Source organism: Streptomyces sp. NPDC005774, from assembly GCF_042871645.1.
In the GTDB taxonomy this organism is placed as follows: domain Bacteria; phylum Actinomycetota; class Actinomycetes; order Streptomycetales; family Streptomycetaceae; genus Streptomyces; species Streptomyces pratens.
Genome location: NZ_JBIAIV010000057.1, coordinates 25298 through 41200, shown reverse-complemented (window position 1 = coordinate 41200; position 15903 = coordinate 25298). Strand labels below are relative to the sequence as shown.

Genomic DNA, 15903 nt, shown 5'->3' with positions numbered 1-15903 from the left:
GTTACAGCGCTCATGCTTCGACGCAAAAAGTTATTTTAGCTAAAGGATTATCAAAAGGTAAACATTCTTTTAGAGGCGTTTTTAAATCGAAAAAACCTGGTATTGATTATAAGAAGTCTAATCCAGTCATGTATGTTGGTACGAGTAAAAGTAGTGTTTTAAATCTAACTGCAGTTCTTAAAGGCAAAGATATTTATCATGTATATGCTGAATATAAGTCTCCATATTATAAGCAATATGGTAAATCAGAAGCCCCTACAATATATGATGATAATATTACAAATCAATCAGAGTTAAAGAAGAAATTAAAAGAAACGCTTGATGATATTCCAACAATCGAAGTAGCAACGAATTATTTAGGATTAGAAAGTATTCATGAAAATAATACTATTCGATTTATTCACAAACCTATCGGATTTAATACTGATTTAAAAGTTGTCAAACTTACTGAATATCACCCCCTTGTTTCGCAGCCTATTGAAGTGGAATTCAGTAATGCTCAGAAAGATATTATACAAATGCAATCACAGTTCAATCGTAGGTTAAGAAAGGTTAATAATCTTATGAAAAAAGGATTCAAAACTAGTGACTATTCTTTAAATGTGTTAGAGGAATATAACGAAACAGTAGGAAGTGTATTGATTGATGAGTAAAGAAGTATCGATAAGATATCTACAAGATAGAGATGGAGAAGAATATTTTCCAGTCACGCACATAGAGGCAGTCATCGGTTTAGGTGTTTACTTAGATAAAATAGAAATTTTGGAAAAAGAAAATGAAGAACTTAAAAAGAGAATATCTCATTTAGAGAAGGAATAAAAGGAGGTTCATAAAATGTTATTAACTTTAGACTTTCCTATTCAAATAGGACACACATTTAGAACCAAGATGATAAATAATTTTAGAACAATACTTAATTATTATAATGAATTAGATCATCAGCATCGCGCACACACAGAAACTAACCTTCATGCACATCAAGCCATGCAGGTTGATTATAGAAATACAAACGTTTCTGCATTTTTGGATTATCTTAACGGTAATATTAATGGGCTTGTTTTAGGAGCAAATGGAGACGGTATAGCTGAAACAAAACAAGCCAGAGTATCAATAGATGGTACCGTACATCCTTTGTTGCAAGAAAGACTGCTTCATGACTTTTTAGGAATTAACAGAAAATTAGATAAAGAAATACATTCTAATGGTGCAGTTGACTTTATTTGGAATCCTCCATATATATCAGGAAATAGATTAGGAGAAAATGGGACACCAAATAATTGGGAACCAGAAGCCCATATTGAAGCATTTTTAAACCCTTTAGTTGATAATCAATACGTTACAAAAGAAGTTATAGGAGAAGATACATCAGGAAAATATAATGTGTACAAATTTACGTTTGAACCACAAAATTACAATAAAACGCTACTTATTACTTCATGTATACACGGTAATGAAACTACTGGATTTTTTGATATGTGCCATATACTCAACCTATTGGTCAATCAGTGGGAAAAGTATCCTCAACTAACTTACTTAAGAAAAAATGTACGTTTAATTTATGTTCCTATGGTTAACCCGTGGGGATTCGCAAATCAAAAAAGAGAGAATGTGAACAATGTAGATTTAAACAGAAATTTTGATTATAACTGGAAGGCAGGTAAAGGGACAGATCCTGATAAATCTAACTTCAAAGGTAAAAGTCCTTTTTCTGAAAAAGAATCACAAAATATGCGTAGCTTAGTTCAACGTATAGATAATTTAACTGCTCACTTAGATTTGCATGATATTATTTCAGTAAATAATGATTACTGTTTATTTTATCCGCGTTGGGCTAATCAAAAAAATAATAATATGACTCATCTTATTAACAATTTAAAAAGTAAGGGAGATCTCGTTGTTTGGGGTTCCAGTACATTATCATCTTTTAGTAATTGGGTAGGAATCCGAAATAAAACAACGTCATATCTTTCAGAAATAAATGAAAAACGTGTCGGTGAAAAGAAAAGTCCCGAAGAAATGAGACGTTCAGTACGCTGGGTTGGTAATGTAATTTTCAGAATGGCACAATTTGAATCTTATCAAAATGGTCAAACATCATTAGATCCTTTCATTAAAGTGATGGTATATGATGATAGATTTAACAATAAAACGTCTGAAGTCATTACCCTACGTGCAGAAAGGAATGAATGGCAACGTATAATGATGAGTCAGCAGCGTTTCAAAGTTTTAGCGAATGGATTTGTAGAGCTCTATGGATATGTGACTATAAACGTTGATAGAGATGTCACAGTCGGGATTAGTCCTAATATTGTTCAGAATTATCATCCATTCTTTGGGTTTAATAAAAGTAGAAAACGTAATCTATTTTCAATTGAACATAGACTCAACAAAGGAAATACAACTTTCCCTATTTACGCTGCTGCTGGAGTTCAAATGTCGACGATTACTGAACCAGGTACAAAACGTACTGATACAGTAATGCCAGTATTAGATGTTAAGAAAAAAGGTGCTGGTATTGTAACAATCAAACAAATTAAATTATTTGCGAAGTTCACTCCTACGCATTCTGCTAATTCTATTCAGATATTAAAATCTGGAGAATACGGTAATCTTAAAGAAGATACGTTCACACAAATTTACCCTAATACTATATACGATGATGATTTAAGAAACGTTATAAATGGAGAGGATAAATAATGGAATTAAAAAAGATTGGTAAAATTGAAGTTAAAAACGAGCCTTACTTAAAACCGATATCTGATGAAGGTATCGGTTTTTATAATTTAGATGATAAAACTGCTGTTTTAAGGTTTTATGTGACTAAAAACAAAAAGCCTTTATTAATTAGTGAAGAAAACACTGAAACGTACATATATCTTGAGTCCTCTAACGGTTCTAATCAAGTAGTAGAAAATGTGCGTTTTATTGACCCTTTAAATGGTGTTATTGAAGTAACTATACCTATTGAATTCTTACAAGCTTCAACGAATACAACTGTTATAGGTCAAATATATATTTCGATTAACCATCAAAATCAGGTAGATAGCGATAAATCATCAACTGCAGTTTTAACTGAATTTGAATTCGAAGTGGGTGACGCAATAATAAATAAAATTAATGGTGCAACTAAAATTAAATATATCCGTATGTTTGATGAATTAAAAAGACAAATTAATGCACGAGCCACTGAAATACAAGAACAATTAGATAATTTAGAAGATTGCGTTGTTAAAGTGAAAGATGCAAGTGATGAAGGAATTACAAAGATTCAGATTGAAACAAAAAAAGGATTGGACAAACTTAATCAACAACATAGTAAAAGTGTAAAAGACGTCGAGGAATCTCTTAACGCGGCTAAAAATACAATTCAAAATCTTTATGAAGAATATGACAACGAAATTGACACAAAAGGAAGTCAATATTTGAAAGATTTAAGAATCGAAGTTAGGAATATTGAAAATATATTAAGTCAAGAGGGATACGTCACAATTGATGAACATCGTAAAATCATTACTGAAATACAAGAAAAGTTACCTGAATCTTCAGATTGGATTGAATATGATTTGATTAATGGAGCTATAAAAAATAGGCATTATAAAGCTGAAGGACAAAATGGTTTTAATTGCGCTTATAAAATCATTCAACATCAAGACTACAAGGAAGTGATTTTAAGAATTAACGCTGACAACTTTAAAAGTGGAACTGTTATAGCGAAGTTACCGAGTGAATTAATTACAAGTACGCAAACTGCGTTCCTAAGAGCGGTGCCTGTTAAAGCTGGTGGTGCTCAATTAACTATTGAACCTAATGGAGATGTTAAAGTTTATATTTCTCAGAGCGATCAGTGGTCAGTAAGTCGTGAAGCTTATATTTACGGAGAAATTAGAATGATAGATAAAGGAGGTGAATAAAGTGATGGATACTTATAAATCTATGACTGAACTTGTGAGAAATGAAAAAGATTGGATGATTGAGACGCAAGATAGAAATAGTAAATCACTTATAACTGCTATACACGGAGGTGGTATAGAGTGCGGCACTTCTGAATTAGCGTTATTGGTTGCAGAATTATCGAATTCAAACTATTTCACTTTTAAAGGTTTAAAACCGAAAAACAATAGAACTCTACACGTCACTTCAACAAATTATGATAACCCCAATTTACTATATTGGAATCAATTTATGAATGTAACGATAGCCATACATGGTTATTCAAGCAGTGAAGCGAATAGTTATATTGGTGGACTAGATGAAAGACTTATATCTCTTATTACTCACAATTTAAAAGTTTCAGGTTTTAATGTGGAAGCTGCTTCTGACAGAATTGCGGGCAGAGAAATTAATAATATAACTAATAAAAATGCCTATGGCATGGGTGTACAGATTGAAATATCAACTCAACAAAGAAAAGAATTTTTTAGTCGAAACGATTTTAGTCAAAAGAATAGAGAAAATACACATAATTGGACAGAAGATATGTATTACTATGCTAATGCTATTTGTGCTGCACTTAATGATAGAAAGTGGGTAGAAACATGAAGAAAACACACAGTATGACTGAAATGGAATATATTAATGTTATTTCTTTATTATTTATTGGAACAATAGGTATGGCTCGTGGGTCTTTTTTTATATTTGCTTCTGAAACTCAAGTCGATAAAAGTCCATTGTATAGCAGTATTAATGAAATAATACCCTTAAGTATTTGGGGTATTCCATTCTTTATAGGTGGTTTATGCTTAGCTATTGCAGCTATGGCTTTACCTTATAGAAATATTAACAAAGTCTATAGTATCACTCTTATTTTAGGAGGGATTATTTGTTCTGTGTTTTTCTTTGTAATCACGTTAGCTGGTATTAGTGATTCTTTAAATTGGATGTCACCTCTCATTTACTTTTTAACTACTTTAACGTGTGGTGGTTATGCTTACTTTGGAGTGTTGCATTATGCCAAACAATGAATTACCCCAAAGTTATTATGACGATAGGGATGCTATTCATAAAAGAATAAGAGAAGTCGATGAAAAACATACGAATAATTATAACAATTTAAGTGTGCTATTAGCAGAATTTAAACCTACACTTAATCAAATGGTTGAAGCAACTAAAGAGATGAGTGCTGAACAGAAAAAGACAAACCAACAAATCATAGAACAAGGCCATCGATTGTCTGTCGTCGAAAAGGATGCTCAAATGTTTAGGAAACATTTAAGTCAAGAAGAACAAGAAGCAAAAGAGAAAGGTAAAGAAAATAAAGAGTTTATTTTAAAAGCTACCGGTATATTTGTTGGTGGAGGCGGTGTGGCTTGGCTTATCCACCCATTGTTCGACTTTTTAAAAAATGTGATTAATTAAAGTGGTATTTAAAGAAAAAATCATAGTAAGGCATATATAGTTTTAAAATCTTTCAACTTTGTAAGTTTAAGATGTCATTTTGTAAGAATAGATAAAAGTAATTTTCATTAGAATCTTCTACAATTAAATTGTAATTAAATTGAAGGAGAGTTCATTAATGAGAGATTTAAAAATTTTATTAATTCCTATAATAATCATTATATTATTAGTAATGGGATTACTTTTCGGATTGAGAATTTACGGTGATTATCATCCAAGTAATGAAAATGTAAAAAGTTTGAATATGAAGAACCCTCTTGAGCCGACAAAAGAATATTATGTAAAAACTACTAAACCAGTAAAAGAAAAGCCTAAAAAAGAGGCAGATCAAACTCATGAATACGAAACAACAGGTTATGATAAAAAAGGTAACAGTAAAAAAATCAAATATGTAGGAATGAAAAGACTAAAACTCAATCACTATTTAAAAATTAAACAAAAATTAGATACAGTTAAAAGTTATGAAGAAGTTAAAAAAGATGACATTCCTAAAGAAGCACGTAAACATTTAAATTAATATCTTAGAGTCTGGGACATGAATCCTAGGCTCTTTTATTTTACTATAAAGGAGATGTATTTTTTGAAAATTAACTGGATTAATCGTTTTAAAAACGGAACAACACTCACAGCTTTAGTTGGTGCAGTATTATTATTTTCTAAACAAGTAACCGAAGCATTTGGTATAGATATATCAAGTGAACTTGAAACAATCAGTAGTATTCTGGGAAGTATTATTACAATACTTGTAGCTTTAGGTATTGTTACAAACCCTAACACTAAAGGCGTTGCTGATGCTGGTATTGACCTAGAACTAAATAAACCGCGTAATCAAAAAACGCACCCTGTACAGTTTAAAAGTGAGTCAGGGGCAGTGAAACCTGAAGTTTTCGACACTAACGAATCGTTTACTGATGATTCTGATGAAGAAGAATTCGAATTTAATAATGATGGAGGAGGAGCTCCAGATGAAAACGCAATCTCAAATCAATAAACGTTTACGAGATTATAAAAACGGTGTAGTAGATAGTCCATACAGAGTTAAACGTTGGACGAGTTATGACGCTTCCTTTGGTGCTATGGAACCAGGTTGCATTGATAAAGACCGTGCTTATCACGCACAGTGTATGGACTTGGCGATAGATTATGTAATGTGGTTAACTGATAATCAAACAGAGATGTGGGGCGATGCTAAAAGCTCTATAATAAACAAATTCCCTAAAGGGTGGAAGATTGTAGAAAACAAACCGTCAACGATACCCAAAAAAGGTTGGATAGCTGTATATACAGCTGGAACCTATTCACGTTATGGGCATATAGGTATAGTATATGATGGTGGTAATACTACCAGTTTCCAAATTTTAGAACAAAATTGGAATGGCTGGGCTAATAAAAAACCTAGCTTACGATGGGATAATTATTATGGTTTAACACACTTTATAGTTCCACCTATAGCGAAAGAAATAGAAGAACCTAAAAAAGATGCAAAATCAGCTCCTAAACAGTCAGTTAAGGAAAATAGTAGCATCAAAGTCAACACTAATCATATAAAAAGTTGGACTATGACTAAGAGAGGTCGTAAACCTAAAGGTGTAGTCATTCATAACGATGCCGGCACAATGAATTCAAAACAATACTACAACAATCTAGTAAACGCTGATTACAATAGATTAGCAAGAGGCATAGCTCACGCATACGCTGATAGAAACGGTATTTGGGAATCTATATCAGAAGATAGAATTGCTTGGCATGTATCAGATGGTGTCCAACCAGGTTCAGGTAATTTTGAATTCTACGGAATCGAAGTTAACCAATCGATGTATGCCGGAGATAAAGATTTTCTTAAAAATGAACAAGTTGCGCTTAAATTCGCAGCGCATAAACTTAAAAAGTGGGGGTTACCAGCTAACAGAAATACTGTTCGTTTACACAATGAATTTAGTTATACAGCTTGTCCTCATCGTTCTGCTAAATTACATGCTGGCATTGATCCAACAAAACAAGCATGGACTAAGGCAACACAGCTTGAGTTAAAAGATTACTTTATTAAGCAAATTAGGGCATATATGAAAGGTAGTACACCTAAAGTTACTACAGTTAAAAACAAACCTGGCAGTGCATCCACTCCAGCTAATAGACGAGATATGAACGGTTGGAAAATCAATAAGTATGGAACTTATTATAAATCAGAAATAGCTCACTTTACGCCAAACACTCCTATTAAAACTCATTATGTTGGACCGTTTAGAAGTTGTCCTGTGAGCGGTGTATTACAGCCAGGTCAAACAATAAAATATGACACTGTATGTAAACAAGACGGTCACGTTTGGGTGAGTTATACAGCTTATAATGGTAATGACGTTTGGTTAGCTGTGAGAACATGGAATAAAACAAATGATAGTTTAGGTAAATTGTGGGGTACAATCAATTAATCTGTTATAATAAAATTACCACGTCATTATACAAGGGTAGTCGCTATGGCTACCTCTCATAAATTACAATTAATTATGTCTATAATATGAAGATATTAGATTGATATTAAAAAAACATAGTTTAACACTACATTGGTTACACGGTCTGTGCTATAATTAAATTACATACAATTTAATTTTTTATACTCCTTTATAACTTTTTTGCTACCACGCTCTTTGTGAGCGTGGTTATTTTTGCGAACGCCAACAATTTCTGTCGTAACTATGTTATAATTAAATTGCAAGTCATTTCACAGAAGGGTAGTCTTAACGGCTATCCTTTTTTTTATGTAAAAGTTTTCATAAAACCTCATGCTAGACATAATAAAAACACTCCTAGAACATCCAGTATTGTCAGTACTGGTTATTCAAGAAGTGTTATGCAACTAAGAAAATGGCCTCTCGGTAACTAAACCGTAAGGCCAAATAACAAAGAAAGGATTATACCTGGAGCTTCAGAACTTCTCCATATCATATGATAAAATATTTTTGGGATATTTTCAATTATGAAAGAACAAATATATTTGTATTATTAATATTAAGCGTACCATTACTACTTTTATAGGAAGAGAGATCCATTTTTATTATTTAGATAAAAAGAATAGACGTAGAAAACTTGAGCGAGTATAAATCAAAAATACTTGAATTGATTAGTAGTATTATAACAGGATATCAGATTTTCAAAGAGCAAGCATAAAACAATTTGTCATCTCACAACTACGACTTGAAAATATAGAAGCTGATAACATACTGCAAAAAACTATATGAATATGCTACAAAGTATTATAATAAGGATAGAATACAATTATAATGAAGACTGGTGTGTTGTTTATGGGGAGCTAGTGAAAAGTACTTGAATGGTATGAATGACTAAAAAGTACAAAAGTCATAATGTTTATGTTGAAGGCAAATGGAACACTATTTACATAAAATCATATCAAAGAAGTGAAAAGTGAATAATGAGAAAAGAAATAGAGAAGTTATTAAAGAGTGATCTAACAAGCAATTGCATAGCAACAGAAACAGGTGTAGAACAAAGTACTATTCATCGACTAAGATTTGGAGAACGCACACTTGATAATTTAGGGTTAAAACAATGTGAAAAGTTATATGATTTTGCAATTAAGATAAAACTATAACTATTTCGACTTCGAGGTGGCCATTATATTAAAATAACCCTTGCCCTAATTTAATATTAATACTATATTCTAAACCACTTTCTTTATATCTTTAAATGTGCTAATTTATAAGTATACAATTTAACTTTCCTCTCAAATTTTCATGTATTTATTTAATAACCACGTTCTTAACAGAACGTGGTTTTTTGATACCATAATTGATACCAATTTAATTTAAAACTAAAAATATTGTAAAATTTTCAGATACCAAAACCGCTTAAAATCAACGTTTTTAGTATCTGAAAAATACAGAAAATAGATATTTTACACGAAATGGAAGGTGCAATTGGATAGCCTTCAAAGGCGTGGTTGAGCCATTCTCTATCACTGAAAACAGCTATTGATACCATTTTGATACCATTTACTCGTCAAATATTGCTATTGCATCGTGTTTTTTCTGAGTATATAAATGGCTGTAAGTGCCCATCGTTTCAGTGATTTGAGCATGTCTCATAAGCGATTGTAAAACAAAAATATCTACACCGTTATTTGCAAGGTAAGATGCGTAAGAATGTCTTAACGTGTGTATGTTATAATTAGGGAAAGCTTGTTGGAATTTCTTCTGAGCATGCTGGTAGTGCTTAGGAGCCATTCCACCAAAAATAAAGTAACTACGTTCATCAAAGTATTTGTTTGCTGATTTCTCACGTTGATAGCGTTGAGTTAACATTTCATTGATGAACTTAGGTAAGGGAACAATATCTTCTGAGCTATCTGTTTTAGGTCGTGGATATATTGTTCTATTAGAGATGTCCATTGTTTTACTAATGGATATCTCTTTTTTATATTTATTAAAATCAGTCCAAACTAGCGCCATTGCTTCTCCGACCCTTAATCCTGTATAAAACATCAAAGTAAACAATTCTCTATAGTCTTGTTCTTTAATATCTTTTACACGTTCTTCAAATTCCTCTCTTAGCATATACTTCGGTCTAGGTTTTACACGTGGAATAGGTTTGATGGATATAGTTGGATCTATACGCAACCCGAAATACTTTTTAGCATAGTTAACAACTACTTTGAAACCAGACCATATGGTACGTGCTGTATTAGTTGAAGGTACAGTTTCCATTAAGTATTTACGGAACTCTTGGCACTGATTTTGAGTTATTTTATTCATATTGATGTGTCCGAATTTATCTTTTATATGTTTATTATATTCGTTTCGTTTACGCTTTTTTGTTTTAGGTCGAAGATCGCTATTTTCCAGGTAATGATTGAAAACATAGTCAAAAGTTCTAGAGTCACTATAACCTTCGTTAACTTCATTTAAAAATCTTGCTTCTTCACTCTTCGCTTCACGCTTTGTGGCAAATCCTCGCTTCAATTTACGTTTGTTATTTCCGTAAACATCTTTGTATCGTATAGAGAAATACCACTTTTTTGTACTTTCATCTTTATATACTGGCATCTTTACTCATTCCTCCTTAAAAAAGTAAAAAATAATAAGGGTAGACGGGCTACCCGATAATATGCTCTCTAAATAATAGTCAATGTTACTTATAATTTAATTAAGATAACTCGAGAAGGATTAACGCTGGTCCCGAAAAGGAGTAAGTGCATAAGCACTGAGCATTACTATGTGCCTGGGGTTATCTTTTTTATTTCATAAACTATCAACAAATTTAGTTAGATTTTAAAAATTCTTTATCAATAATTTCATTAGTAATTCTTTCCATATGTTCTTTAGTCATATCCTTGTTTTCACCACTTTGCATACCATGTTCATTTGCTATTTTATCGTTATATTTGTCTAGTGGGTAAACAGTAAAATCATATCTAGAATCTTTATTGCCTGGTATTCTTTCTCTATAGAAATTTACTAGGGATTTCCAATGAACATTTTTAATTACAATTTTTTGCCCTTTTTTTGTTATATCAAAATTTATGCTACCACAAAGATTATTACTTTCATTACCAGTATTTTGACCATTTAAAAAATTACCTAATGAGTAAACTACCAGTGTTTTGTGATTATTTTTGCCTTTTACCCATTTTACCGGTTGAATTACATGGGGATGCATACCTATTACGGCATCGACATTTGAATTTGCGAATACTTTAGCATATCTTTCTTGCTTTTTATTTGGATAATGATGACTCTCTTGTCCCCAATGAGTTGAAACGATAACAGCATCACTATTTTTTTTAGCGTATTTGACATCTCGCTTTATTTTATTTTCATTTAAATAATTAATTTGATATTTATTTTCTGGTTTAAGTCCATTAGTACCAAATGTATAATTAAGTATTGCTATCTTTATTCCATTTTTATTTATAATTTGAAGTTTCTCATTATCTTTTTTAGATTTGTATACACCAGTGAACATAACTCCTTTTTCTTTATACTTTTCCCATAGATTAACTCTATGATTAACGCCATGTGTACCTTTGTCGAGAGCATGATTATTTGATCCGTTAATTAAATTAAATCCTGATTCAACCAAATATTTCGACAAATCGCTAGGAGTATTAAACCTTTTAAAACCTGAATAAGGTATATCATCCCCTCCCATTGGGGATTCTTGGTTGATGTAAGCAATATCAAACTTTTTTATATAAGGTTTAACGTTTTTATACATTGGTGAAAAATCATAGTCATTGTGACGGGTTTTTGCATCGTTATATACAACTGGATGAATTAAATTATCTCCAACTGCAACAAAAGAAACTTTTTCATGATTAAAGTGGGTGTCAATTTCAGCAAATATTATAGTTATAACTGCTAATAGACTAAAAAAAACTATAGCTATTATCTTTTTCAATTTACATACCTTCTTCATGGTTTATTTATCTATTTCACTTGCAATTCTCTCTAATGTTTCTCTAACATCTTTTAAAGTATACATATCTGAAAATGTGTAACAGAAAGTTTTTCCGTTATCAGTTTCGGCTGTAACAGTGTATAAATCTTCAATATGATCATAGCTAATATGATAATTTAAAATTTTCATTCATAGACCCCTTTTGTATGTAGTTTATTAAATTGACCTTTCATTAAAATAACTTTTGACTTGCTACAACTCTACCAATTATTTTTACTTCGTCATCTTTGCCATATACCTGTGGATAGTGGTTTGTATTGTTTGATTCTGGAATTAATATAACTTGGTCACCATTGTATCTAATACGTTTAACAGTCGCGTTATAACCATTAATCATAACAACGCCTAACTGACCATTCTCTACTATAGAATCTTTCTCTACCACAACTATATCGCCGTCTTGAAATATTTTATCCATGCTATCGCCAGACACTTTTAAGCCAAATTCTTCTTTATCAGAATTAAGTTTGTTAGTAGCAAAGTATATATAATCGATTAAATTTTCTTCACTATAGATAGGTAAGCCTGCAGATATTTTAGAAACGACTGGTATCTTTTTGACTGGTAGGGTTTCTATTTGAGGTTGTTCTTCTTCTATTCCCATAATATATGAAGGAGATACTCTCAATGCTTTTGCTAATTTTACAATCTTATCTCTTTTCATATTTTCTATGTCGCCAGTTTCCCATTTTCTCACAGTTGATTTTCCAACACCTACTAAATCTCCAACTTGTTCTAGAGTTAAATTCAATTCTTTACGTCTACTTTTAATGTCGGGTTTCATGTTAAATTTCCTCCTAATTGGTATGTACTAAATATAGCACTTAAGTATCTTAAAAGCAACACTTGTATAGGAAATTAAAATAAAAATGTATTTTTAGACACTTTTGTGTTGACTTAAAGATTCATAGTATGTATTATTAAAGTATCCTAAAAGACACGGAGGTGTTAAACAATGAACAAAGCAAAACTTTATTCTGCTTTGGCGATGAAAGAGATGCATGTAAATTATTTTTTAAAAGAGTTAAACGAACATGGACTGAAACTTTCTAAAAGTGCCTATTATAGCAGGATTAGAGGAGAGCAAGAATTCGACATTAAAGAAATTAAGACTATAGTTAAAGTTCTAAATTTAACTAGAGACCAAATGAACGATATTTTTTTTTGAAGAATTAGTGTCATAAAAGACACATTGGAGGAGGTGGATTAATTGAACGAATTACAAAATGATCCAATTGAAATGTTCAGAACAATTAACGTTTTATTAAAAGTAATACAAAAAAACCCAAACCCACAGTTGATTGAGGCAACTGCGAATTTGGTCTTAGCTTACAAAGAAGTCACTAGATAAATTTTGGTGGTTCAGAACTAGTATTAAAATATTCTATCCAAACCACTCTGTCTAAATTAACGATGATCTTTTCAGGTTTTTCGACTTGAAGAATACCTGCGATTGAAGGTGTGTTTTCTAAAACTTCAACTTTATCGCCATTATCTAAGTGAAGTTTTAAAGACATATCCTCGTATCGATCCAGAAATTGTCGGATGTTATCAATGTTCACAATATCACCTCCTTTTATAAGGAGTATAGCAAAAAGGAGCATAAACGATTGAAAGAATTACAACTCAGCAACGACTTAACCACAATAGAAACGGAAATCAAGAGTTATCAAAATATTGCAGGTCAGTCTATTTTCGAGATTGGTCGAAGATTGAAACATGTTAAAGAAAATGACTTAGCACATGGTGAGTGGTCTGAATGGTTGCAATCAATAAATATGAGTAGAGGGCAAGCAACTAAATTTATAAAAGTAAGTGATGAATTCTCAAATGATTCACCGGTGAACCATTTAGGGATTAAAGCATTATATTCTTTAGCGACCATTCCCGAGGAACAACGAGAGGAAGAATTTGAAACATCTTCTGGCGAAATGAAAAAACCTATAGATATGACAAATAGAGAATTAGAAGACTTAAAACGTCAACTCAAACAACGTGATGAACAAAACGCACAACTCCAATCACAAGTGGAACAAGCACAACGTTCAGAGTCAATTGCACGTAAGAAACTCGAAGATGAACAGAATAGAGAACCTGAAGTGATTGAGCGAGAGGTTATCAAAGAGGTTATACCTGATGAAATTCAGCAACAACTCGAACAATTCAAGCAAAAATTCGAACGTGAAAATAACAATGCTAATGAACTTAGAGATGAATTGCAGCGATATAGAAACAGTTTCAGCGACCCTAACCAAGCATACGAAGAAAAAGAATTAACGAGGTTAGAACGTGAATCAAGTATCAACGCACACAAGATATCAATTAGTATTCAGAACTTCATCAAAGAAAATTCGGTTGAGACATACAGACTAGATACAGTCATCAAAGCGAATACGAAATCGAAAGAAAGACTACAAGAAAATGTAGCATTACTGAAAGAATTTACAACCAATTTAGAAGCAATGTTAAACGGAAGAATCGTCGTAAATTAGGAGGAAAGCAATGCAAGAAGAAAAACAAAAAGTCATCTATTACTACTATGACAAGAAAGGTAATAGACGACTAATATTTGTATCTAATGAGTTAGTAGATAATTATGACCACTTGATTGAACGCTTTCCACAAATTAATAAAAACTTATATGTCTTAATTAATGGATTAGAGTTCAAATTACTGTAAACCAAACATTTGTTTAGCAACAGATGTAGCGAGCTGTTGTAGTACTGGAATAGATACCGAATGTATATAGAAAAATTATAACAGAAAGAAGGAATTCAAAATGGCAAAGCGTAAAGATGAATTAATTTTTTTACAAAATCATATTAAACAAACGAATGAACAAGGGCAACAGTTAGAACAAATCATTGAAAGAATGTTAGATATGGAAGATCACGTTGAAAATCGAGTGTCATATGTAGAAGATATGGTAGAAGAAATCAAGAAAGAAGTACCTATAACTTATGAACAGCAAAAGGAACTGCAGTCAATTGTTCAGTCAAAAGCAAACCAATTTACAAGAGAGTATTACAAAAATGGTATTCCAGTAGATATGAAGTACCAAAATGAATTATTCAAAAAGAAAAAAGGACAATTTATTCGTGCAATGTGGACACGCTTAAAAGAGTATTTCAACGTCCCGAGATACACAGCAATTCAAAAAGTTGATTATGACCGTACTAAACAATTTTTGATAATGATTGCGTTTAAAGATTTCAAGCCCAACGAACTTGAAGATAAAGCAAGTTGGAATATCCCTGGTTTGATATAGAAATGAATTATGGGGCAAAGAAAAGAATTTTTAGAGGATAAGATTTACCTAATAAAAAGAGATTCCTAATCACACTTTTACAAGTGAAGAGGAAACTCTAATGGAAATTTAATCTTCTAATAAATCAAGATTCTTTAACAATTTTTCAATCATCTTGTCATTAGCAAGTGCGAAAGATTCAAAATAGTTATTTGCTATGACATTAGGGTTTTCACTATCCCTTTCTAGAAACATTTCAGCAAATGTTTCTTCGGCATAATCATTTCTTTGATTAATCAGCTCAGATAATTCTTCTTTCGTAATCTTATTCATTATAAAACCCCCTTTGCCATTCATTATACATGAAAAGATAAAGAAGTAATAATCGAGTTAAAAATTAATTTTAGACGAAAGAATAATAATAGATTAGGAGATATAAACATGATTAAAAACTCACTTCAAGCAAAAGAGTTAGCGCAAATATTATCAGTTTCTAAATCAAAAGCATCATTAATAATCAGAGAGCTCAATCAAGAGCTAGAAGAAGAAGGTTACATTGCAATAAGAGGAAAGATACCTATTCAATTAGTTAGAGAAAAATTTCCTTATCATAATATTTCTGATGAGGTGTTGAAAGAATTGGAGAGAACAAAATGAAGTACTTACTAAGTTACATGACGATGTTTAACGCAATGATAATAACATTAATGTTAGGTGCTGGTTTCACGACAGTATTAGGAATTTCGATGTTCGCTTTAATTTTTAGTTCGTTCTTTTGGGAGAAATGGCTA

General features: G+C 31.6%; 19 protein-coding genes. 14 read left to right on the top strand and 5 right to left on the bottom strand.

The window, feature by feature from the left end; translation table 11 throughout:
* The 10 genes from ACFYQA_RS33620 to ACFYQA_RS33575 all read left to right on the top strand — a co-directional run.
* Window positions 1-653 (top strand): phage tail protein (locus ACFYQA_RS33620; RefSeq protein ID WP_388926102.1); only part of this gene is annotated, 653 nt, incomplete at its 5' end.
* On the top strand, window positions 646-819 hold the full coding sequence (locus ACFYQA_RS33615) for a hypothetical protein (protein ID WP_002504159.1): 174 nt from the start codon (window positions 646-648) through the stop codon (window positions 817-819). The genes ACFYQA_RS33620 and ACFYQA_RS33615, both read left to right, overlap by 8 nt.
* Window positions 820-834: 15 nt before the next feature.
* Window positions 835-2697, top strand: a complete 1863-nt coding sequence (locus tag ACFYQA_RS33610) for a M14 family metallopeptidase (RefSeq protein WP_049386821.1) — start codon at window positions 835-837, stop codon at window positions 2695-2697.
* On the top strand, window positions 2697-3911 hold the full coding sequence (locus ACFYQA_RS33605) for a BppU family phage baseplate upper protein (protein ID WP_038399456.1): 1215 nt from the start codon (window positions 2697-2699) through the stop codon (window positions 3909-3911). The genes ACFYQA_RS33610 and ACFYQA_RS33605 overlap by 1 nt, the downstream gene beginning before the upstream one ends.
* A 4-nt stretch (window positions 3912-3915) precedes the next feature.
* Window positions 3916-4539, top strand: coding sequence for a poly-gamma-glutamate hydrolase family protein (locus tag ACFYQA_RS33600; RefSeq protein WP_038399576.1), 624 nt, complete (start codon window positions 3916-3918; stop codon window positions 4537-4539).
* A gap of 14 nt (window positions 4540-4553) precedes the next feature.
* Window positions 4554-4961 carry a hypothetical protein gene (locus ACFYQA_RS33595; RefSeq protein WP_237621837.1) on the top strand — a complete coding sequence of 136 codons (408 nt, stop codon included), beginning with the start codon at window positions 4554-4556 and terminating at the stop codon, window positions 4959-4961.
* The gene (locus ACFYQA_RS33590) at window positions 4948-5355 is read left to right on the top strand and encodes a hypothetical protein (protein WP_038399457.1); all 408 of its coding nucleotides are present in this window, start codon (window positions 4948-4950) and stop codon (window positions 5353-5355) included. Before ACFYQA_RS33595 ends, ACFYQA_RS33590 begins: the two co-directional genes overlap by 14 nt.
* 157 nt (window positions 5356-5512) lie before the next feature.
* Window positions 5513-5911, top strand: coding sequence for a YxeA family protein (locus ACFYQA_RS33585; RefSeq protein WP_038399458.1), 399 nt, complete (start codon window positions 5513-5515; stop codon window positions 5909-5911).
* Window positions 5912-5974: 63 nt separating this feature from the next.
* Window positions 5975-6385, top strand: coding sequence for a phage holin (locus ACFYQA_RS33580; RefSeq protein WP_002468157.1), 411 nt, complete (start codon window positions 5975-5977; stop codon window positions 6383-6385).
* The gene (locus ACFYQA_RS33575) at window positions 6360-7823 is read left to right on the top strand and encodes an SH3 domain-containing protein (RefSeq protein ID WP_038399459.1); all 1464 of its coding nucleotides are present in this window, start codon (window positions 6360-6362) and stop codon (window positions 7821-7823) included. Before ACFYQA_RS33580 ends, ACFYQA_RS33575 begins: the two co-directional genes overlap by 26 nt.
* 1578 nt (window positions 7824-9401) lie before the next feature.
* Here ACFYQA_RS33575 and ACFYQA_RS33570 read toward each other — a convergent pair.
* The 3 genes from ACFYQA_RS33570 to ACFYQA_RS33560 all read right to left on the bottom strand — a co-directional run bounded on the left by ACFYQA_RS33570 (window position 9402) and on the right by ACFYQA_RS33560 (window position 12649).
* Window positions 9402-10451, bottom strand: a complete 1050-nt coding sequence (locus ACFYQA_RS33570; protein ID WP_002468148.1) for a site-specific integrase — start codon at window positions 10449-10451, stop codon at window positions 9402-9404.
* A 214-nt stretch (window positions 10452-10665) separates the two neighbouring features.
* On the bottom strand, window positions 10666-11823 hold the full coding sequence (locus ACFYQA_RS33565; protein WP_038399439.1) for a CapA family protein: 1158 nt from the start codon (window positions 11821-11823) through the stop codon (window positions 10666-10668).
* Window positions 11824-12037: 214 nt separating this feature from the next.
* Window positions 12038-12649, bottom strand: coding sequence for a LexA family transcriptional regulator (locus ACFYQA_RS33560; protein ID WP_038399440.1), 612 nt, complete (start codon window positions 12647-12649; stop codon window positions 12038-12040).
* Window positions 12650-12820: 171 nt separating this feature from the next.
* On the opposite strand from ACFYQA_RS33560, the gene ACFYQA_RS33555 reads away from it, so the two are divergent.
* Window positions 12821-13033 carry a hypothetical protein gene (locus ACFYQA_RS33555; protein ID WP_038399441.1) on the top strand — a complete coding sequence of 71 codons (213 nt, stop codon included), beginning with the start codon at window positions 12821-12823 and terminating at the stop codon, window positions 13031-13033.
* 175 nt (window positions 13034-13208) lie between these two features.
* Here the strand turns inward: ACFYQA_RS33555 and ACFYQA_RS33550 are convergent, their stop codons facing one another.
* Window positions 13209-13427, bottom strand: a complete 219-nt coding sequence (locus ACFYQA_RS33550; protein ID WP_038399442.1) for a hypothetical protein — start codon at window positions 13425-13427, stop codon at window positions 13209-13211.
* A gap of 48 nt (window positions 13428-13475) precedes the next feature.
* On the opposite strand from ACFYQA_RS33550, the gene ACFYQA_RS33545 reads away from it, so the two are divergent.
* Window positions 13476-14357: a DUF3102 domain-containing protein gene (locus ACFYQA_RS33545; RefSeq protein ID WP_038399443.1), complete on the top strand. Its 882-nt coding sequence runs from the start codon at window positions 13476-13478 to the stop codon at window positions 14355-14357.
* 287 nt (window positions 14358-14644) lie between these two features.
* The gene (locus ACFYQA_RS33540) at window positions 14645-15133 is read left to right on the top strand and encodes an ORF6C domain-containing protein (protein ID WP_038399444.1); all 489 of its coding nucleotides are present in this window, start codon (window positions 14645-14647) and stop codon (window positions 15131-15133) included.
* A 108-nt stretch (window positions 15134-15241) separates the two neighbouring features.
* On the opposite strand, the gene ACFYQA_RS33535 is transcribed toward ACFYQA_RS33540, so the two are convergent.
* Window positions 15242-15445 carry a hypothetical protein gene (locus ACFYQA_RS33535; protein WP_002468183.1) on the bottom strand — a complete coding sequence of 68 codons (204 nt, stop codon included), beginning with the start codon at window positions 15443-15445 and terminating at the stop codon, window positions 15242-15244.
* A 108-nt stretch (window positions 15446-15553) separates the two neighbouring features.
* Between ACFYQA_RS33535 and ACFYQA_RS33530 the strand changes: the two genes are divergently transcribed.
* Window positions 15554-15769 carry a hypothetical protein gene (locus ACFYQA_RS33530; RefSeq protein ID WP_002468180.1) on the top strand — a complete coding sequence of 72 codons (216 nt, stop codon included), beginning with the start codon at window positions 15554-15556 and terminating at the stop codon, window positions 15767-15769.
* Window positions 15770-15903: the final 134 nt, after the last annotated feature.

Coding starts and splice junctions, on each gene's coding strand:
- ACFYQA_RS33615 (WP_002504159.1), top strand. CDS start 646: ATGAGTAAAGAAGTATCGATAAGATATCTACAAGATAGAGATGGAGAA.
- ACFYQA_RS33610 (WP_049386821.1), top strand. CDS start 835: ATGTTATTAACTTTAGACTTTCCTATTCAAATAGGACACACATTTAGA.
- ACFYQA_RS33605 (WP_038399456.1), top strand. CDS start 2,697: ATGGAATTAAAAAAGATTGGTAAAATTGAAGTTAAAAACGAGCCTTAC.
- ACFYQA_RS33600 (WP_038399576.1), top strand. CDS start 3,916: ATGGATACTTATAAATCTATGACTGAACTTGTGAGAAATGAAAAAGAT.
- ACFYQA_RS33595 (WP_237621837.1), top strand. CDS start 4,554: ATGACTGAAATGGAATATATTAATGTTATTTCTTTATTATTTATTGGA.
- ACFYQA_RS33590 (WP_038399457.1), top strand. CDS start 4,948: ATGCCAAACAATGAATTACCCCAAAGTTATTATGACGATAGGGATGCT.
- ACFYQA_RS33585 (WP_038399458.1), top strand. CDS start 5,513: ATGAGAGATTTAAAAATTTTATTAATTCCTATAATAATCATTATATTA.
- ACFYQA_RS33575 (WP_038399459.1), top strand. CDS start 6,360: ATGAAAACGCAATCTCAAATCAATAAACGTTTACGAGATTATAAAAAC.
- ACFYQA_RS33570 (WP_002468148.1), bottom strand. CDS start 10,451: ATGCCAGTATATAAAGATGAAAGTACAAAAAAGTGGTATTTCTCTATA.
- ACFYQA_RS33565 (WP_038399439.1), bottom strand. CDS start 11,823: ATGAAGAAGGTATGTAAATTGAAAAAGATAATAGCTATAGTTTTTTTT.
- ACFYQA_RS33560 (WP_038399440.1), bottom strand. CDS start 12,649: ATGAAACCCGACATTAAAAGTAGACGTAAAGAATTGAATTTAACTCTA.
- ACFYQA_RS33555 (WP_038399441.1), top strand. CDS start 12,821: ATGAACAAAGCAAAACTTTATTCTGCTTTGGCGATGAAAGAGATGCAT.
- ACFYQA_RS33540 (WP_038399444.1), top strand. CDS start 14,645: ATGGCAAAGCGTAAAGATGAATTAATTTTTTTACAAAATCATATTAAA.
- ACFYQA_RS33535 (WP_002468183.1), bottom strand. CDS start 15,445: ATGAATAAGATTACGAAAGAAGAATTATCTGAGCTGATTAATCAAAGA.
- ACFYQA_RS33530 (WP_002468180.1), top strand. CDS start 15,554: ATGATTAAAAACTCACTTCAAGCAAAAGAGTTAGCGCAAATATTATCA.